Below are 16,204 nucleotides of genomic sequence, written 5' to 3'. Positions count from 1 at the left end.
CCCGTTTACAGGTGCTCTACGTGTCGAGTTTCTGGCCGCGCAGCAGGAACCACGCCGCCACCGCCGTGCCGAGCAGCACCACCGCGCCGATGCCCGCGGCGAGCGTGAGCCCGTCGACGAACGCGGTGCGGGCAGAGTCCATCAGGGCCGCGGCGGTGTCCGTGGGCAGCCCGGCCGCCGACTCGACGGCGCCGCCGAGGGACTCGTGGGCCTCGGCCGGTGTGCCGGCGGGGCCGGTGAAGCCCGCGTAGACGCTGGTCACGATCGAGCCGAGGAGGGCGATACCGAGGGCGGCACCGAGTTCGTACGCCGTCTCGGAGACCGCGGACGCGGCGCCCGCCTGCTCCTTGGGCACGCTGGAGAGGATCACGTCGGCCGTGACGGTGAAGGAGAATCCCGCGCCGATGCCGACGACCAGCAGCGCGCCGCCGAGCAGCGGATAGCCGGTGGACTGGCTCAGCAGGGTGAGGGCGGCGAGCGCCAGGCCGACCGCCGCGAGGCCACCGGCGACCACGGCGCGCACCGAGAACCGCCGCGCGACCGTACCCGCGATCAGACCGGCCGCCACCGCGCCGATCGCGGCGGGCAGTTCGGCGAGTCCGGCCTCCAACGGGCCTCTGCCCTGCACGAGTTGCAGGTACTGCGAGAGGAAGAAGACAAGACCGGACAGGCCGAGGATGGTGAACAGGTCGGCAAGCACGGCTCCGGAAAAGCCGCGGTGACGGAACAGTCGCATGTCCAACAGCGGCGAGGGCAGCGTGAGTTGGCGTCGTACGAACCAGTGGAGGGCGCCTGCGCCGAGCAGGCCCACGGTCACCGCCTGCCATTCGAAGCCGTGCGTGGCGGCCTCCTTCACCGCGTAAACGATGCCGATCATGCCGACGAGGGAGAGGCCGACGCTGGTCAGGTCCCACGGACCGGGGTTCGGGGTGCGGGACTCGGGCAGCAGCTTGATGCCGACGAGGACGAGGACGACCATCACCGGCAGGTTGATCAGGAAGACCGAGCCCCACCAGAAGTGTTCGAGCAGGAAGCCGCCGACCACGGGGCCGACCGCTGTACCGGCCGAGGCGGTCGCGCCCCAGATGCCGATGGCGAGGCTGCGCTCGCGCGGGTCGTGGAAGAGGTTGCGGATCAGGGCGAGCGTGGCGGGCATCAGGGTCGCACCCGCGACACCGAGCAACGCCCGCGCCACGATCAGCAGTTCAGGCGTCGTCGCATAGGCGTTGAGCACGGATATCGCGCCGAACGCCGTGGCGCCGATCAGCAGCAGCTTCTTGCGGCCGATGCGGTCGCCGAGGCTGCCCATGGAGACGAGCAGGCCCGCGATCACGAAGGAGTAGACGTCACCGATCCACAGGAGCTGCGTCCCGGAGGGCTTCAGGTCCTCGCTGATGTACGGGGTGGCGAGGCCGAGGACGGTCGCGTCGACGGCCACCAGCAGCACGGCAAGGACGAGGACGGAGAGCGCCAGCCAGCGGCCAGGTCGCTTCTCCACCTCCGCCACGGATACCGGCTGCAACGTGCTGGTCATGATTCCTCTCTCCTTAGTGCGCCGCCGAGCAACAGCTCTACGGTCATGAACTGGAAGTCCTTGGCGGCCACGCGGCCGTCCATCACGGCCCAGGCTCCGGAGGCCATCAGCCCGTAGAGCGCCTCGGTGAGCCAGGCCGGGCTGAGGTCGATACGGAACTCACCGTGTTCCTGGCCGCGCCGGAACAGGTCGCCGATGCGCTGGTCGAGGCGGGCCCAGCCCTCGTGCTGCGCGTCGCCCTCGAAAAGCTGGTTCTCGGTGTAGAGGAAGGCGAGCAGGGCCGCGACGGGCTCGATCGCCGCCACCAGCCGTCGCACGGCTTCGCTCGCGGTGCCCTCGTCGAGCCGGGCCGCGTCCAGGGCCGCGTCGCACTCCCGGATGCCGAGCTCTTCGAGTGCCCGGACGAGCGCGTCCCGCCCCGCGAACTGGCGGTGCAGCGTGGCCCGGCTGATCCCGGCCGCCTTGGCGACCTCGTCCATGGTGGCGGTGGATTTCCGGGTGAGCAGGGCGGCTGCGCTGCGCAGCACATGTTCACGGTCGACGGTCATGAGACAACCATAACCCAAATGAGACATTGATGTCTCACCAGGAACGTACGGGTCTCACCACTCGCGGTTCATCGAGGTGCTCAGTGCCAGGGCAGCTGCCCGCGCCGCTCCCAGTAGGCGGCCGGCTGCTCCGCCAGCGCGTCGAGCCTGGCCACCTGGTCGTCGCCGAGATCGACGACCGCAGCGTGCAGGTTCGAGGCCAGCTGGTTGACCGTGACCGCGCCGGATAGGACGACTCCGGTCCAGGGCTGCCGCAGAACGAGCGCGAGGGCGACCGCGTCGGCGCCGAACCCGGCCTCCTCCGCGATGTCCCGCAGAACGCCCGGCGCGTGCTCGGCCGCGAGCCGTCCGTTGGCCATGGCCTCCTTGACGATCACGGTGAGACCGGCGTCATGGGCCTCGGCGAGGGCGGACGCGGCCGAGGTCTCAAGCGCGTTGTACGTGGCCTGGACAGTACGGAAGAGCGGCTCGCCGTCGACCGTCACGGCGAGCGCGGCGCGGATCGCGTCGGCCTGGGCGGGCCCGCTGGTGGAGAAGCCGACCGAGAGCCCCTGAGCGGCGGCCTCGGCCAGCTTGACGTGGAGTTCCTTGTCGGTGAGGGCCGGGCTGTCCGGGGTCACCGAGTGGATCTGGTAGAGGTCTAGCCGGTCGCCGAGCAGCCCGGTGGTCTCGGCGCGCTGCTTCTCGTACGTGGCGACGCTGTGGTCCTTGACCTCGTGCGGCTCGGCGTCGATGCGCCAGCCCGCCGTGTAGGTGTAGCCCCACTTGCTGCCGATCACGACGTCGTCGATGTCGGGCCTGCTGTGCAGCCAGTCGGCGAGGAACTCCTCGGAGCGGCCGTACGAGCGGGCCACGTCGAAGTAGCGCACGCCCTGGGCGTGGGCGGCGTCGAGGAGTTCGTGGGTACGGGCGCGCAGCGAGTCGACGCTGCGGTTCTCTCCGAGGTCGTGGTCTCGGCCGAGGGTGATGTAGCCGGGGCGGCCGACCGCTGCGAGGCCCAGGCCGATGTGGGCAGTGGGGGTCGTCGCGGTGGCCAGGCGGGTGAAGGGCATCGCGGGCTCCGTTCGGTCGGCTTCGACCAACGTAACCCGCGATGCCCTTCACCTTCCGCCTCAGAGCTCGGTTCCTACCGTGCTTCCACGAGTGCGGGTGCGTCGTGGCTTGTCGCGCAGTTCCCCACCCCTCAAGGCACTCAGCTCTTCGCCGTTGCCCAAGCGTGCTGCGCCTTCACATCCGTCTTCACCTCGGCCAGCTGGATCGCGACCGCGCTCGGCGCCGTACCGCCGCGGCCGTCACGGGAGGCCAGGGCGCCGTGCACGTTGAGGACGGTCCGCACCTCCGGCGTCAGATGCGCCGAGATCTTCGCGAACTGCTCGTCGGTCAGGCCGTCCAGCTCGACGCCGTCGGCCTCGGCGACCTTCACGCACTCGCCCGCGACCTCGTGTGCGACGCGGAACGGCACACCCTGCTTGACCAGCCACTCGGCGATGTCGGTGGCGAGCGAGAAGCCGGCCGGGGCCAGCTCCTCCATGCGCTCGCGGTTGACGGTCAGGGTCGCCATCATGCCGGTGAAGGCGGGGAGCAGGACCTCCAGCTGGTCGCAGGAGTCGAAGACCGGCTCCTTGTCCTCCTGGAGGTCGCGGTTGTACGCGAGCGGGAGGGCCTTGAGTGTCGCCATCAGCCCGGTCAGGTTGCCGATGAGGCGGCCGCTCTTGCCGCGCGCCAGCTCCGCGATGTCCGGGTTCTTCTTCTGCGGCATGATCGACGAGCCCGTGGAGAACGCGTCGTGGAGGGTGACGAAGGAGAACTCCTTCGTGTTCCAGATGATGATCTCCTCGGCGATCCGGGAGAGGTTCACGCCGATCATCGCGGTGATGAAGGCGAACTCGGCGGCGAAGTCGCGGGAGGCCGTGCCATCGATGGAGTTGCCGACGCTGCCGTGCTCGAAGCCCAGGTCCTTGGCCACCGACTCCGGGTCCAGACCGAGGGAGGACCCGGCCAGGGCGCCCGAGCCGTACGGGGAGACCGCGGTGCGCTCGTCCCACTGGCGAAGGCGTTCGGCGTCCCGGGAGAGGGACTGGGCGTGTGCGAGGACGTGGTGCGCGAACAGCACCGGCTGGGCGTGCTGGAGGTGCGTGCGACCGGGCATCGCGACATCCGGGTGGGCCTCGGCCAGGCCGACCAAGGCGTCCTGGAGGTCGGCGATCAGGCCGCCGATGACGCGGGCGTGGTCGCGCAGGTACATCCGGAAGAGGGTCGCGACCTGGTCGTTGCGGGAGCGGCCCGCGCGGAGCTTGCCGCCGAGGTCGGGGCCGAGCCGCTTCAACAGGCCGCGCTCCAGGGCCGTATGAACGTCCTCGTCGGCGATGGTGCCGACGAGATCGCCCGATGCCACGTCCGCTTCGAGCTGGTCGAGGCCCGCAAGCATGCGCGTCAGCTCGTCGTCCGTGAGCAGGCCCGCCTTGTGCAGCACACGCGCGTGGGCACGCGAACCGGCGATGTCGTAGGGCGCGAGCCGCCAGTCGAAGTGGACGGACGCGGACAGCTTGGCCAGGGCCTCGGCGGGACCGTCGGCGAAACGGCCGCCCCAGAGCCGTACGTCACCGCTGTTGCTGCTCACTTGCGTTGCTCCTCAAAGGTGTTGATGTGCCACCGCCTCCGCACCAAGGGGTGAGGAGGCGGTCGTCAGGCTAGTACGGGCGAGACCCACGCCTGGTCCACGTCGGGCTAGGCCCGCAGTTGACGCTGTGCCGCGATCTTGGACGACAGGCTGTAGATGTCGATGAAGCCCTTGGCCGCGGCCTGGTCGAAGCTGTCGCCGGTGTCGTACGTCGCGAGGTTGAAGTCGTAGAGCGACGTCTCGGAGCGCCGGCCGGTGACGACGGCGCGGCCGCCGTGCAGCGTCATCCGGATGTCGCCGTTGACGTGCTGGTTGGCCTCGTCGATGAAGCCGTCCAGGGCGCGCTTGAGCGGGGAGAACCACTGGCCGTCGTAGACCAGTTCGCCCCAGCGCTGCTCCACCTGCCGCTTGTAGCGGGCGAGTTCGCGCTCGACGGTGACGTTCTCCAGCTCCTGGTGGGCGGTGATCAGGGCGATCGCGCCCGGAGCCTCGTACACCTCACGGGATTTGATGCCTACGAGGCGGTCCTCGACCATGTCGATCCGGCCGATGCCCTGGGCGCCGGCGCGCTCGTTCAGCTGCTGAATGGCCTGCAGGACGGAGACGGGCCTGCCGTCGATGGCGACGGGGACGCCCTCCTTGAAGGAGATGACGACCTCGTCGGCCTCGCGGGCCTCGGCCGGGTTCGAGGTGTACTCGTAGATGTCCTCGATCGGCGCGTTCCAGATGTCCTCCAGGAAGCCCGTCTCGACGGCGCGCCCGAAGACGTTCTGGTCGATGGAGTACGGGGACTTCTTGGAGGTGGCGATCGGGAGCTGCTTCTCCTCGCAGAAGGCGATCGCCTTGTCGCGGGTCATCGCGTAGTCGCGGACCGGGGCGATGCACTGGAGGTCGGGGGCGAGAGCGACGATGCCCGCCTCGAAGCGGACCTGGTCGTTGCCCTTGCCGGTGCAGCCGTGCGCGACCGTGGTGGCGCCGTGCTTGTGGGCGGCGGCGACGAGGTGCTTGACGATCGCCGGCCGGGAGATGGCGGAGACCAGCGGGTAGCGGTCCATGTAGAGGGCGTTGGCCTTGATCGCCGGGAGGCAGTACTCGTCGGCGAACTCGTCCTTGGCGTCCGCCACTTCGGCCTCGACGGCACCGCAGGCGAGCGCGCGCTTGCGGATGACGTCCAGGTCCTCGCCGCCCTGGCCGACGTCCACGGCGACCGCGATGACCTCGGCGCCCGTCTCCTCGGCGATCCAGCCGATGGCGACGGACGTGTCCAGACCGCCCGAGTAGGCGAGTACGACGCGCTCGGCCACGGGGTTTCTCCTCACAGTGCATTCGCTGACATGCATGAGTATGCAGGACTCTGCATGATTCGTCAATTCCGGCACCTTCGCGTACGAGATATCGAACACATGACGCGATCTCAGACGAATCCGGGATTTCTTTGAATGCCCTTTGAACGAGGGAAACCGCTTTCCCGTACCTCTCCCCGAGCGCAGGCGCCGCGTTCGTACACCGAGAGACGTGCCGCCCGGCCGACCGCCGGGCGGCTCCACACCCCTGACCCCGAGTGAGGTTTTCGCATGTCCAGGGCTCTTCCGAAGTACAACAAGCGCCGCATTGCCTTGATCGGCGGCGCCTCCGCGGTGGTGTTGTCCGGAGCGATCATCGCCGGCTCGGCCTTGGCCGGGCAGACCTCCAAGAGCGGCGGCCAGGGCGCCACGACGAAGGCCGCGTCCCCGGGCACGGTGAACTGCCCGGCCGTCGCACCGAGCCTGCCCGCGATCCCTGCCTCCGCGAAGGCCGAGGTCGACCGCAACCTCACACTGCTCAACACCCAGATCGCGGAGGCCGACAAGAGACTGGTCGACACGGTCGGCCAGGGCGGGCCCAACTTCATCCAGAACGCGATCCTCGGCCCCCTCAAGGACAAGCGCGTCGCCACCATCAACCGCATCGCGACAGCCATTGGGCGCACCGCGGCCAAGCCCGTGGGCTTGGACTCCCTCGCGCCGTGCACGCTGAACGCGGCCGGGGGCGGCGCGGCGGCTACACCGACCATTCCGGCGAGCGCACCCGCGGCCACGGCGGCCCCCGCGGCCGGCTCCGGCTCCGGCTCCGGTGTAGTCGGCACGATCAGCTGCCCGGATGTCGCGTCGAGCCTCCCTGCGATCCCCGCCTCCGCGAGGGCCGAGGTCGACCGGAATCTGGCGCTGCTGAACACCCAGATCTCCGAGGCCAACACACGACTGGTGAACACGGCCGGCCAGGGCGGCGCCAACTTCGTACAGAACGCGATCCTCGGCCCGCTGGCCGACAAGCGGACGTCCACCATCGACCGCATCGCCATCGCCATCGGCCGCACGGCGGCCAAGCCCCAGGGCCTGGGTTCACTGGCGGTCTGTGCCCTCAACAAGTGACGGACGCCGTCTGACGTACCCCGGACGACAGACTCCGTGGCCGTCCCGCAAGGGCGGCCGGGACGGCCACGGACTCCGCAATTCCTTAGACAGAGTAAGGAACTTGCTCAATAATCGTTAGACATGGGAAAGACTTACGAGCGCATTGACGGCCGACTGCGTACGTTCATCGAGGCGCAGCCCCTCTTCTTCACCGCGACCGCGCCCCTTTCGGGGGACGGCACGATCAACCTCTCCCCCAAGGGACTCACCGGCTCCTTCGCCGTACTCGACGAACTCACCGTGGCGTACCTGGACTTCGCGGGGAGCAACGCCGAGACGATCGCCCATCTGCGGGAGAACAGCCGGATCACCCTCATGTGGTGCGCCTTCCAGGGGTCGCCGAGCATCGTCCGCGTGCACGGCCGCGGCGAGCCCGTCTTCCGTGACGACCCGCGCTACAAGGAACTGCTCGCCCACTTCCCGGACATCGACCCGACCCCGCACGGCCTGCGCGCGATCATCGTCGTGACGGCCGACCTCGTCCGTGACACCTGCGGTTACGCGGTGCCCTTCATGTCCTACGACGAGGACCGCGACCTGCACACCAAGCGCTTCACGCGCGAGGACGACGCCTCGCTCGACGCGTACTTCGGGAAGAAGGAGCACATCGCGACGAGCATCGACGGCCTGCCCGGGCTGCCCCTGCCACTGCCTCCCACCCCGGCCTGAGCCGGGCGGAGCCGTGCTCTCCAAGGAACGGACAACGCCTGTACGGCCCACCCGGGCTGCTCCGGCCGCCGCCTCCCCGTAGCGTCCTCTCCATGCCTCGTCCCGGTGTCGCCGTCCTCCTCGCGTCCGTGTCCCTCCTCACCCTGAGCCTGGCCCCGAGCGGCCCGCCCCCGCTGCCCGAGCGGATGGCGGACACCGGCGGCGGTACGCAGCTCATCACGGCGCAGGCCGCGCGTACGTCCTCGACGACGGGGACCCTCACATGGTGGGACCGGCGCGACGGGCGCTGGGTGAAGGCCGGTTCGGCGGCCGCGCGCTTCGGCGCCAAGGGGCTGGTCGAGGGCGGCTCACGCAAACAGGGGACGAACACGACACCCACCGGGCTGTACGGCCTTCCCTACGCGTTCGGGATCGAGGCCGCGCCCGGCGGGACCAAGGCCCTGTACCGGCGGGTGCACCAGAACTCCTGGTGGTGCCAGGACAACGACTCCCGCGCCTACAACCGGTGGACCGAGCCCCGTGCCGCCGACTGCCGCGCCGCCGAGTCCGAGCACCTGATCTCGTATGCCACCCAGTACGCGTACGCCCTCGTCATCGGGTTCAACTACGAGCGGCCGGTACGGGGGCGCGGCGCCGGCATCTTTCTGCATGTCAACGGACGTGGGGCAACGGCTGGTTGTGTGTCGGTGCCCGGAGACGCGATGCGGCGGATCGTGAAGTGGGCCGATCCGGCGCGGAAGCCGCACATGGCGATCGGCACGGTGGACGGGGCGACGGCGATCACTCGGTACTGAGCGGCGTCACGTTCGGGGACCGTAGTTGTCTGCGGGCGCCTGTGGCTGGGCGCGCCCGCGCGGCGAAGCCGCATAAGTCACAGCTCCGCGCGCCTAGGGGGGCCTTTGCCGTCGGCCGGCAGCTGGACCGTGAACGTCGTCGCCCCCGGGTGGCTCTCCAGTGTCACCGTCCCGCCGTGCGCCTCGACCACCCCCGCGACGATCGACAGGCCGAGTCCCGCTCCGCCGCCCTCGCCGTCGGTGCGGCGGCGGTCCGCTCGGGTGAAGCGTTCGAAGACACCGGGCTGGACGTCCCCCGGTACTCCCGGGCCGTCGTCGCGAACCGTCAGTACGGCTGTCATGGCGTCGGCTGTCAGTGACACCGTCACCCTGGTCCCAACAGGTGTGTGCAAACGGGCGTTGGCCAACAGGTTGGCCAACACCTGTTGGAGCCGGTGCGCGTCGCCGGTCACCGTCACCGGCTCCTCCGCCAGCTCCAGGGTCCAGTCGTGGTCGGGGCCCGCGGCCCGCGCGTCCGTGACCGAGTCGAGGACGAGGTGGGTGAGGTCGACGGAGAGACGTTCCAGCGGGCGGCCCGCGTCGAGGCGGGCGAGGAGCAGCAGATCGTCGACCATCTCGCCCATCCGCGCCGACTCGGCGGCGATCCGCTCCAGGGCGCGGGTCACCTTCGGGGGCACGGGGTCAGGGTGCAGCAGAGCCAGTTCGGCGTGGCCCCGGACCGAGGCGACCGGGGTACGCAGCTCATGGCTGGCGTCGGCGGCGAAGCTGCGCAGCCTTTCCTCACTCGCGTGCCGCTTGGTCAACGCGTCCTCGACGTGGCCGAGCATGCGGTTGAAGGCGCCGGCGACCTGGCCCACCTCGCTGCGCGGGTCGGACTCGGGCGCTCGCGGCGGCAGCGCCACCTCACCGCTGGCGAGGGGGAGTTCGCTGACCCGTGTCGCGGTCGCGGCGACCCGGCTCAGTGGCCGCAGCGACCAGCGCACCCACAGGGCTCCGGCGACTCCCGTGACCGCGAGGGCGGCGCCGAAGACGCAGGCTGCGACCAGTTCGAGACGGTGCACGGCGGCCTCCACCGGTTCCAGGGGGAGCCCGGTGATCAGTACGTCGCCGTCCTGGCCGTTCCACGCCGTCAGCCGGTAGGAGCCGAGCGCGGAGAGGCGCACGCTGTGTCCGTCGCTGTCGACCGGCACCGCGGCGAGGGCCTTCCGGTCAGTGGCGGTCAGCACCACGTTCAGGTCGGCGGGGTCGGTGCCGGCGCGGACGACGGCTTCGTTGGTGACGGTCCCGTCGAGCAGGCGGGCGCCGAAGGTGCCGGTGGCCTGGCGGCGGGTGTCGCCGTACTCGTCGCCGTCGTGGTCGGAGGGCTTGACGCTGGTGCCGTGCTCCAGGCTCGCGGGGAAACTGGCGCCCGCGTCCCGCAGCTGCTGGTCCAGGCGGCCCGTGAGGAACCCGTTCAGTTCGAGTACGGCTGCCACGCCGACGGCGGCGCAGCTGATGGCGAGCAGCACCACGAGCCCTGCGGTGAGCCGGGACCGGAGCGTGTGCGGGCGCGGCAACCGCAGCCGGAGCCCTCGCGCCCCACTCCTTCGGAACCGGCCCGCTCGCAGCCGAGGCGCCCGCAGCCGAGGCTTCGGCCACCGCACCCCCGCCCACCGCGCGCTCACCGGCCCACCACCGGTTTGAGCACGTACCCCGTACCCCGCACCGTATGGATCATGGGCTCGCGGCCCGAGTCCACCTTCTTGCGCAGATAGGAGATGTAGAGCTCCACGATGTGGGCCTGGCCGCCGAAGTCGTACGACCAGACGCGGTCGAGGATCTGCGCCTTGCTGAGCACCCTGCGCGGGTTGTCCATCAGATAGCGCAGTAGTTCGAACTCAGTCGGAGACAGTTCGATCAGCTCACCACCGCGGGTCACCTCACGGGCCTCCTCGTCCATCACGAGGTCCCCGACGGTGAGCCGTGGTCCCTCGTCCAGCTGGCGGGCCATGCCCGCGCGGCGCAGCAGGCCGCGCAGCCGGGCGACGACCTCCTCCAGGCTGAACGGCTTCGTCACGTAGTCGTCGCCGCCCGCGGTGATACCCGTGATGCGGTCCTCGACGGCGTCCCGCGCGGTGAGGAAGAGGACGCAGACGTCGGGCTTCACGGCGTGCAGATCGCGCAGTACGGCGAAGCCGTCGGTGTCCGGGAGCATGACGTCGAGGACGACCGCGTCGGGCAGCAGGCCGCGCGCCTCGGTGACAGCGGCGGCGCCGTCGCCCGCCGTCCGCACCTCCCAGCCCTCGTAGCGCAGGGCGCCGGAGAGGACCTCGGCCAGGTCCGGGTCGTCGTCGACGACGAGGACGCGGACGGGGGTGCCGTCTGGGCGGGTGAGTCCGGGGCGGCCGGAGCGGAGTGTGTTCATGGCTCCTCACAGCATCGCCCGTCGTCGACCGCGAGGCCCGCCCGGCCAGGCTCTGAGTTTCCTATGACTGCACCGGCGCGGCCCGCGGCCGGTCACCCCAGGTCGTACGCGGCACCGTGCACCACCCGCTCAGAGCTCGCTCAGAAGTTCGGACCGCACAGTTGCCTCCCGGACAGCCGAAAGGACGAGCACATGACCACCGTGTACGAACAGCGTGCGGCTCCTGCCGTGCCGCTCGAGGCACGCCGCTCCCCGGCCGGACCGCTGCTGGCCCTGCTCTGGGCCGGTGTGGTCGCCGTGGTCGCGCTGTGGTGGACGGACACCCGTTCGGTGGTCGGAGCGGCGGGCTGGCTGACCGACGCCGGACGGATCGCCGGGCTGCTGTGCGGCTACAGCTGTGCGGTGCTCGTCGGTCTGATGGCCCGGGTCCCGCTCCTGGAGCGGCGGATCGGCTCGGACCGGGTGGCCCGCTGGCACGCCATGGCGGGGCGGTACACGATCTGTCTGCTGGTCGCGCACGTCACGCTGATCCTCTTCGGGTACGCGGCCCAGGACGGCAGCGGGATCTTGCACGAGACGACGACCGTCGTCCTCACCTACCCGGAGATGCTCAAGGCCACGGCGGGCGGGCTGATCCTGATCGCCGTGGGGATCCTGTCCGCGCGTGCGGTGCGGCGCCGGGTGAGCCACGAGTTCTGGTACTACGTGCACCTGCTCACGTACGCCGCCCTCTTCCTGGCCTTCGGCCATCAACTCGCGCTGGGCGCCGACTTCACGGGCAACTCCCTCGCGCAGGCCGCCTGGTACGCGCTGTACCTGGGCGTCGCGGCGCTGGTCGCCTGGTTCCGGATCCTCACCCCGGTCCGGCTCAACATGCGCCACCAGCTGCGCGTGGAGTCAGTGCACCAAGAGACGCCGGACGTGTTCTCCGTCGTCGTACGCGGGCGGCACATCGATGAACTCCAGGCGCAGCCAGGCCAGTTCTTCCGCTGGCGATTCCTCACGGAGGGGATGCGCTGGACCTCCTCGCCGTACTCGCTGTCGGCCCCGCCCCGACCCGACCTGCTGCGCATCACGGTCAAGGCGCTCGGCGGCCACAGCGCGTCCGTCTCGCTCCTGCGTCCCGGAACACGCGTGTGGGCGGAGGGCCCGTACGGCTCACTGACCGCGGACCGGCGCAGCTCACGCAAAGTGCTCCTGATCGCAGCGGGGGTCGGCATCACACCGCTGCGAGCCCTGTTCGAGACGCTGCCGGGTCAGGTCACGCTGCTCTACCGGGCTCGGACGGCCGAAGACCTCGCGCTGGGCGCCGAGTTGGAGGCCATCGCGCGCTGGCGCGGGGCACGCGTGGTGTACGCGCTCAACGACGCGGACGGCTCCCGGCCGCGCTTCACGGCCCAGACGCTGCGTGCGGCCGTCTCCGATGTCGGCGGACACGACGTGTACGTGTGCGGGCCCGACGCCTTCGCTCGGGACGTGTACCGAGCGCTGCGCGCGGCCGGGGTCCCCGATCGCCGCATCCACCACGAGTCGTTCGAGCTGTGAGCACCGTAAATCCCGTGAAGCGCAGGAAAGTTGCGAGGACCCCGTGCACGCTCTGAACCGGAACCGCCCGCTGCGCCGCGTCGTGCTGGCGACCGCCGCCACCGTCTCCAGCGTCGTACTGCTGCTGTCGCTGAAGCCGCACAGCACGCCGGCCGTCGCCCTGCCGTCCAGCAGCGGTTCGGGCTCCACCGGAAGCTCCAGCAGCTCCGGAGGTTCCGGCACCGGCACCATCACCGGCTCGCTCACCGGCACCGTGGTGCAGACCCGCTACGGCCCCGTACAGGTCCGCGTCACCCTGAAGAGCGGCAAGATCACCGACGTCACCGCCGTCACCTATCCCCAGGACAACCCGAGGGATCAACAGATCAACGGCTACGCGATCCCTCAGCTCAAAAGGGAGGTGATCTCTGCGCAGAGCGCCAACATCGACACGGTGTCCGGTGCCAGCTACACGAGTGACGGTTACCGCCAGTCCCTCCAGTCCGCACTGGACTCAGCGGCCGGTTGAACACACAGCGCTCGCGCCACGTACCTCTGGGCCAAGGGGGCCCTCCCCTTTCCCCGTCCCCACGGACGACCACGGAGGAACCGTGTCCACGATCGCCGGTGGCCGCGCCGCGCGGCGCCAGACCATGCGCCGTATCCGCCCTCGCCGCTCCCCCGCCGTCCTGCTGCTTGTCGCTGTCTGGGCGGGTGCGGCCGGGGTCATCTGGCTGTGGTGGAGCAACACGCCGTCCATCGCGGACCACACCAGCAGGATGGTCAACGCGGGCCGGATCACAGGCCTGTTGGCCGGGTACCTGATGGCCCTTGTGGTGCTGCAGATGGCCCGGGTGCCCGCACTGGAGCGCCGGGTGGGCTCCGACCGGGTGGCCCGCTGGCACGCGATGAGCGGCCGCTACACGATCTGTCTGGTCATCGCCCATCTCGTCCTGACGATGTACGGCTACGCACTCCAGTCCGGCCGGACCTTCGGCGACATAGTTCAGCAGACCATCGACTCGGTCAACCAGCTGCCCGACATGGGCAAGGCCGCCATCGGCACCGGGCTGTTGTTCCTCATCGGCCTGCTCTCCATCGGCCCGGTGCGCCGGATGATGCCGTACGACACCTGGTACCACATCCATCTGCTCACCTACGCCGCCGTGTACCTGTCGTTCTGGCACCAGCTGTCCACCGGCAACGACTTCGCCGTCCAGCCCGCCGCGACGACGGCCTGGTACGCGCTGTACGGGACGGTGACCGCGCTGATGATCTGGTACCGGGTGATCGTGCCGATCCGGCTGAACGTGCGGCACCGGATGCGGGTAGAGGCGGTGATCGAGGAGGCGCCGGGGATCGTGTCGGTGCTGATCAGCGGGCGGAAGCTGCACCGGATGGGTGCCGAGGCCGGGCAGTTCTTCCGCTGGCGCTTCATGGCGCCGGGGATGCGGCTCAGCTCCCACCCGTACTCGCTGTCGGCGGCGCCCCGCCCCAACATGCTGCGCATCACCGTGAAGGCGATCGGTGACCACAGCGCCGCTCTGCGCGAGCTGGAGCCCGGCACCCGGGTCTGGGCCGAGGGCCCGTACGGCGCGCTGACGGCGTCCAAGCGCAGCCGCGGAAAGGTTTTGCTGGTGGCCGGCGGCGTCGGTATCACGCCGATGCGGGCGCTGTTCGAGACGCTGCCCGGCGGCTCCGGTGACCTGACACTGCTCTACCGGGCCAACAGCACCCACGATCTGGCCCTGTGGGACGAGTTGGCGGTCATCTCCCAGGAGCGCGGGGCCCGGCTGATGTACGCGGTGAACAGCCCCGACGGGGAGCGCCCGGACATCTCGGCGGACAGCCTGCGCCGGAAACTGCCGGACATCGAGAGCCATGACGTCTTCATGTGCGGGCCGCCCGGCTTCGCGCAGCAGGTGTACGAAGCACTGCGCGGCGCGGGAGTCCCCGCCCGCCGCATCCATCACGAGTCGTTCGAGATGTGAGCGACGGGAGTCAGGAGCGATGAAGAAGAGCCACCCCCTCAGGCGTGTCGTGCTCGCCACCGCCGCCACCGTGTCCGGGATCGTCCTGCTGCTGTCCCTGAAGCCCGGGTCCGACCCGGCCTCCGCTTCGGCGCAGGGCGGAGCGGCAGCCCAGGCGACAGCGGCCGGGCAGGAGTCGCCGCAGGGCGGCAGCTCGGACCAGTCGTCCTCCGGCGCCCGTACGGTCACCGGAAGCGTGGCCGACACCCAGTACGGGCCCGTCCAGGTCCGTCTCACCCTCAACGGCGACAAGATCACCAAGGCCGAGGCGGTCCAGGCACCCAGCGGCGGACAGAGCACCACGGTCACCGAGAACGCCGTACCGAAACTCAACCAGGCGGCCGTCGCCACGGGCACCGCCGACATCGACGCCGTCTCCGGAGCCACCTACACCAGCGCCGGATACAAGAAGTCCCTCCAGTCGGCCATCGACCAGGCCGCCAAGAGCGCACCGGCCGAGCCGGCGGCATCGCCGTCCCAGCCGGCCGCGTCGTCCGCGGCAGCCGCGGCGCCCGCCACCGACGGCCAGACCGTCGACGGCGACGTCGTCCAGACCCAGTACGGACCCGTCCAGGTCCGCCTCACCCTGAACGGCACCTCGATCTCCAAGGCCGAGGCCATCCAGGCACCCAGCGGGGGACAGAGCACGGAGGTGACCAGCAATGCCGTACCGCAGCTCAACCAAGCGGCCGCAGCCACCCAAAGCGCCGACATCGACGCCGTCTCCGGAGCCACCTACACCAGCGCCGGATACAAGAAGTCCCTCCAGTCCGCACTGGACAAGGCCGGTGCCTGACCCGGCGGAGGCCCTGCCGGCGCTGCGCCACGTCGAGGAGGTCATGGGCACCGTCTTCTCGTTCGACGTGCGCGGCGGTGAACCAGCCGCCGTCCAGGCCGCGTTGGAGGCGGCGGTCGCCCAACTCCACCGGGTGGACCAGGTGTTCAGCACCTACCGCCAGGACAGCCAGATCTCGCGTCTCGCACGCGGCGAGCTGACGGTCGCCGAATGCGATCCGGAGGTCGCCGAGGTGCTCGACCTGTGCGCCGAGGCCGAGCGGCTGAGCGAGGGCTGGTTCAGCACGAGGTACGAGGGACAGCTGGACCCGACGGGTCTGGTGAAGGGCTGGTCGACCGAGCGCGTGGCACGGCTCCTCGCCGCGGCCGGGGCGAGCGGGGTCAGCGTGAACGGCGGCGGCGACGTCCAGCTGTGCGGCGTGCCCGGACCGCAGCGGCCGTGGCGGGTCGGCGTGGCGGATCCGCTCCGCCCGGGTTCCCTCGCGGCCGTGGTCTCCGCCGCAGGCGCCGACGAACTGGCCGTGGCCACCTCCGGCACCGCCGAGCGCGGCGCGCACATCGTCGACCCGCGCACAGGCAAGTCCGCGGTCACCGACCTGGTCGCCGTGACCGTGGTGGGCCCCAGCCTGACCTGGGCGGACGCCTGGGCGACGGCGGCCTTCGCGATGGGCTCCCGGCAGGCGCTGGACTGGCTGGAGTCACTCCCGGACGTGGAGGCCCTGCTCATCACGGCGGGGGACGAGGTCAGGTGTACGGGCGGGCTCGCTCAACGACTCGGGTGACTGGAGCGCCCCGTCAGGGGCGCGGGGAAACACGATCAGGCGCGGCCCCGA

Annotated in this window: 15 protein-coding genes; 8 read left to right on the top strand and 7 right to left on the bottom strand. The window is 70.5% G+C overall.

Going from position 1 to position 16,204, the window contains the following annotated elements:
* Window positions 1–16 precede the first annotated feature (16 nt).
* From AB0N66_RS23090 to AB0N66_RS23070, 5 genes are all read right to left on the bottom strand, one after another.
* Entirely contained in the window at window positions 17–1,534 is a 1,518-nt protein-coding gene (locus AB0N66_RS23090) for an MFS transporter (protein ID WP_365438215.1), read from the bottom strand.
* Window positions 1,531–2,082: a helix-turn-helix domain-containing protein gene (locus AB0N66_RS23085; protein ID WP_365438212.1), complete on the bottom strand. Its 552-nt coding sequence runs from the start codon at window positions 2,080–2,082 to the stop codon at window positions 1,531–1,533. Before AB0N66_RS23085 ends, AB0N66_RS23090 begins: the two co-directional genes overlap by 4 nt.
* Before the next feature lie 80 nt (window positions 2,083–2,162).
* Window positions 2,163–3,134: an aldo/keto reductase gene (locus AB0N66_RS23080; protein WP_365438209.1), complete on the bottom strand. Its 972-nt coding sequence runs from the start codon at window positions 3,132–3,134 to the stop codon at window positions 2,163–2,165.
* A gap of 140 nt (window positions 3,135–3,274) precedes the next feature.
* Entirely contained in the window at window positions 3,275–4,702 is a 1,428-nt protein-coding gene (gene argH, locus AB0N66_RS23075) for an argininosuccinate lyase (protein ID WP_365438206.1), read from the bottom strand.
* A 107-nt stretch (window positions 4,703–4,809) separates the two neighbouring features.
* The gene (locus AB0N66_RS23070) at window positions 4,810–6,006 is read right to left on the bottom strand and encodes an argininosuccinate synthase (RefSeq protein ID WP_365438203.1); all 1,197 of its coding nucleotides are present in this window, start codon (window positions 6,004–6,006) and stop codon (window positions 4,810–4,812) included.
* A 270-nt stretch (window positions 6,007–6,276) separates the two neighbouring features.
* Between AB0N66_RS23070 and AB0N66_RS23065 the strand changes: the two genes are divergently transcribed.
* The 3 genes from AB0N66_RS23065 (at window position 6,277) to AB0N66_RS23055 (ending at window position 8,618) form a co-directional block, all read left to right on the top strand.
* The gene (locus AB0N66_RS23065) at window positions 6,277–7,113 is read left to right on the top strand and encodes a hypothetical protein (RefSeq protein ID WP_365438200.1); all 837 of its coding nucleotides are present in this window, start codon (window positions 6,277–6,279) and stop codon (window positions 7,111–7,113) included.
* 123 nt (window positions 7,114–7,236) lie between these two features.
* Complete coding sequence (locus AB0N66_RS23060; RefSeq protein WP_365438197.1) at window positions 7,237–7,824, top strand: pyridoxamine 5'-phosphate oxidase family protein; 588 nt, start codon at window positions 7,237–7,239, stop codon at window positions 7,822–7,824.
* Window positions 7,825–7,916: 92 nt separating this feature from the next.
* Window positions 7,917–8,618 (top strand): L,D-transpeptidase family protein, encoded by a 702-nt coding sequence (locus AB0N66_RS23055; RefSeq protein WP_365438194.1) that lies wholly within the window; start codon window positions 7,917–7,919, stop codon window positions 8,616–8,618.
* A 77-nt stretch (window positions 8,619–8,695) separates the two neighbouring features.
* Here the strand turns inward: AB0N66_RS23055 and AB0N66_RS23050 are convergent, their stop codons facing one another.
* Together AB0N66_RS23050 and AB0N66_RS23045 are read right to left on the bottom strand one after the other, a co-directional pair.
* Window positions 8,696–10,129, bottom strand: a complete 1,434-nt coding sequence (locus AB0N66_RS23050; protein WP_365438191.1) for a HAMP domain-containing sensor histidine kinase — start codon at window positions 10,127–10,129, stop codon at window positions 8,696–8,698.
* Between the two features lie 149 nt (window positions 10,130–10,278).
* Window positions 10,279–11,022 (bottom strand): response regulator transcription factor, encoded by a 744-nt coding sequence (locus AB0N66_RS23045; RefSeq protein ID WP_365438188.1) that lies wholly within the window; start codon window positions 11,020–11,022, stop codon window positions 10,279–10,281.
* Window positions 11,023–11,214: 192 nt separating this feature from the next.
* Here AB0N66_RS23045 and AB0N66_RS23040 point away from each other — a divergent pair, with 192 nt between their 5' ends.
* From AB0N66_RS23040 to AB0N66_RS23020, 5 genes are all read left to right on the top strand, one after another.
* A complete protein-coding gene (locus AB0N66_RS23040; RefSeq protein WP_365438185.1) occupies window positions 11,215–12,567 on the top strand; it encodes a ferric reductase-like transmembrane domain-containing protein in 1,353 nt (450 codons plus the stop codon).
* Between the two features lie 43 nt (window positions 12,568–12,610).
* Window positions 12,611–13,075 (top strand): FMN-binding protein, encoded by a 465-nt coding sequence (locus AB0N66_RS23035; RefSeq protein WP_365438182.1) that lies wholly within the window; start codon window positions 12,611–12,613, stop codon window positions 13,073–13,075.
* A gap of 124 nt (window positions 13,076–13,199) precedes the next feature.
* Window positions 13,200–14,537, top strand: a complete 1,338-nt coding sequence (locus AB0N66_RS23030; RefSeq protein ID WP_365438631.1) for a ferredoxin reductase family protein — start codon at window positions 13,200–13,202, stop codon at window positions 14,535–14,537.
* Window positions 14,538–14,556: 19 nt separating this feature from the next.
* Entirely contained in the window at window positions 14,557–15,372 is an 816-nt protein-coding gene (locus AB0N66_RS23025; protein WP_365438179.1) for an FMN-binding protein, read from the top strand.
* 43 nt (window positions 15,373–15,415) lie between these two features.
* Window positions 15,416–16,153 carry an FAD:protein FMN transferase gene (locus AB0N66_RS23020; protein ID WP_365438629.1) on the top strand — a complete coding sequence of 246 codons (738 nt, stop codon included), beginning with the start codon at window positions 15,416–15,418 and terminating at the stop codon, window positions 16,151–16,153.
* Window positions 16,154–16,204: the final 51 nt, after the last annotated feature.

Source organism: Streptomyces sp. NPDC093544, from assembly GCF_040683495.1.
Classification (GTDB): Bacteria; Actinomycetota; Actinomycetes; order Streptomycetales; family Streptomycetaceae; genus Streptomyces.
This window is presented reverse-complemented; position numbering and strand designations above follow the sequence as displayed.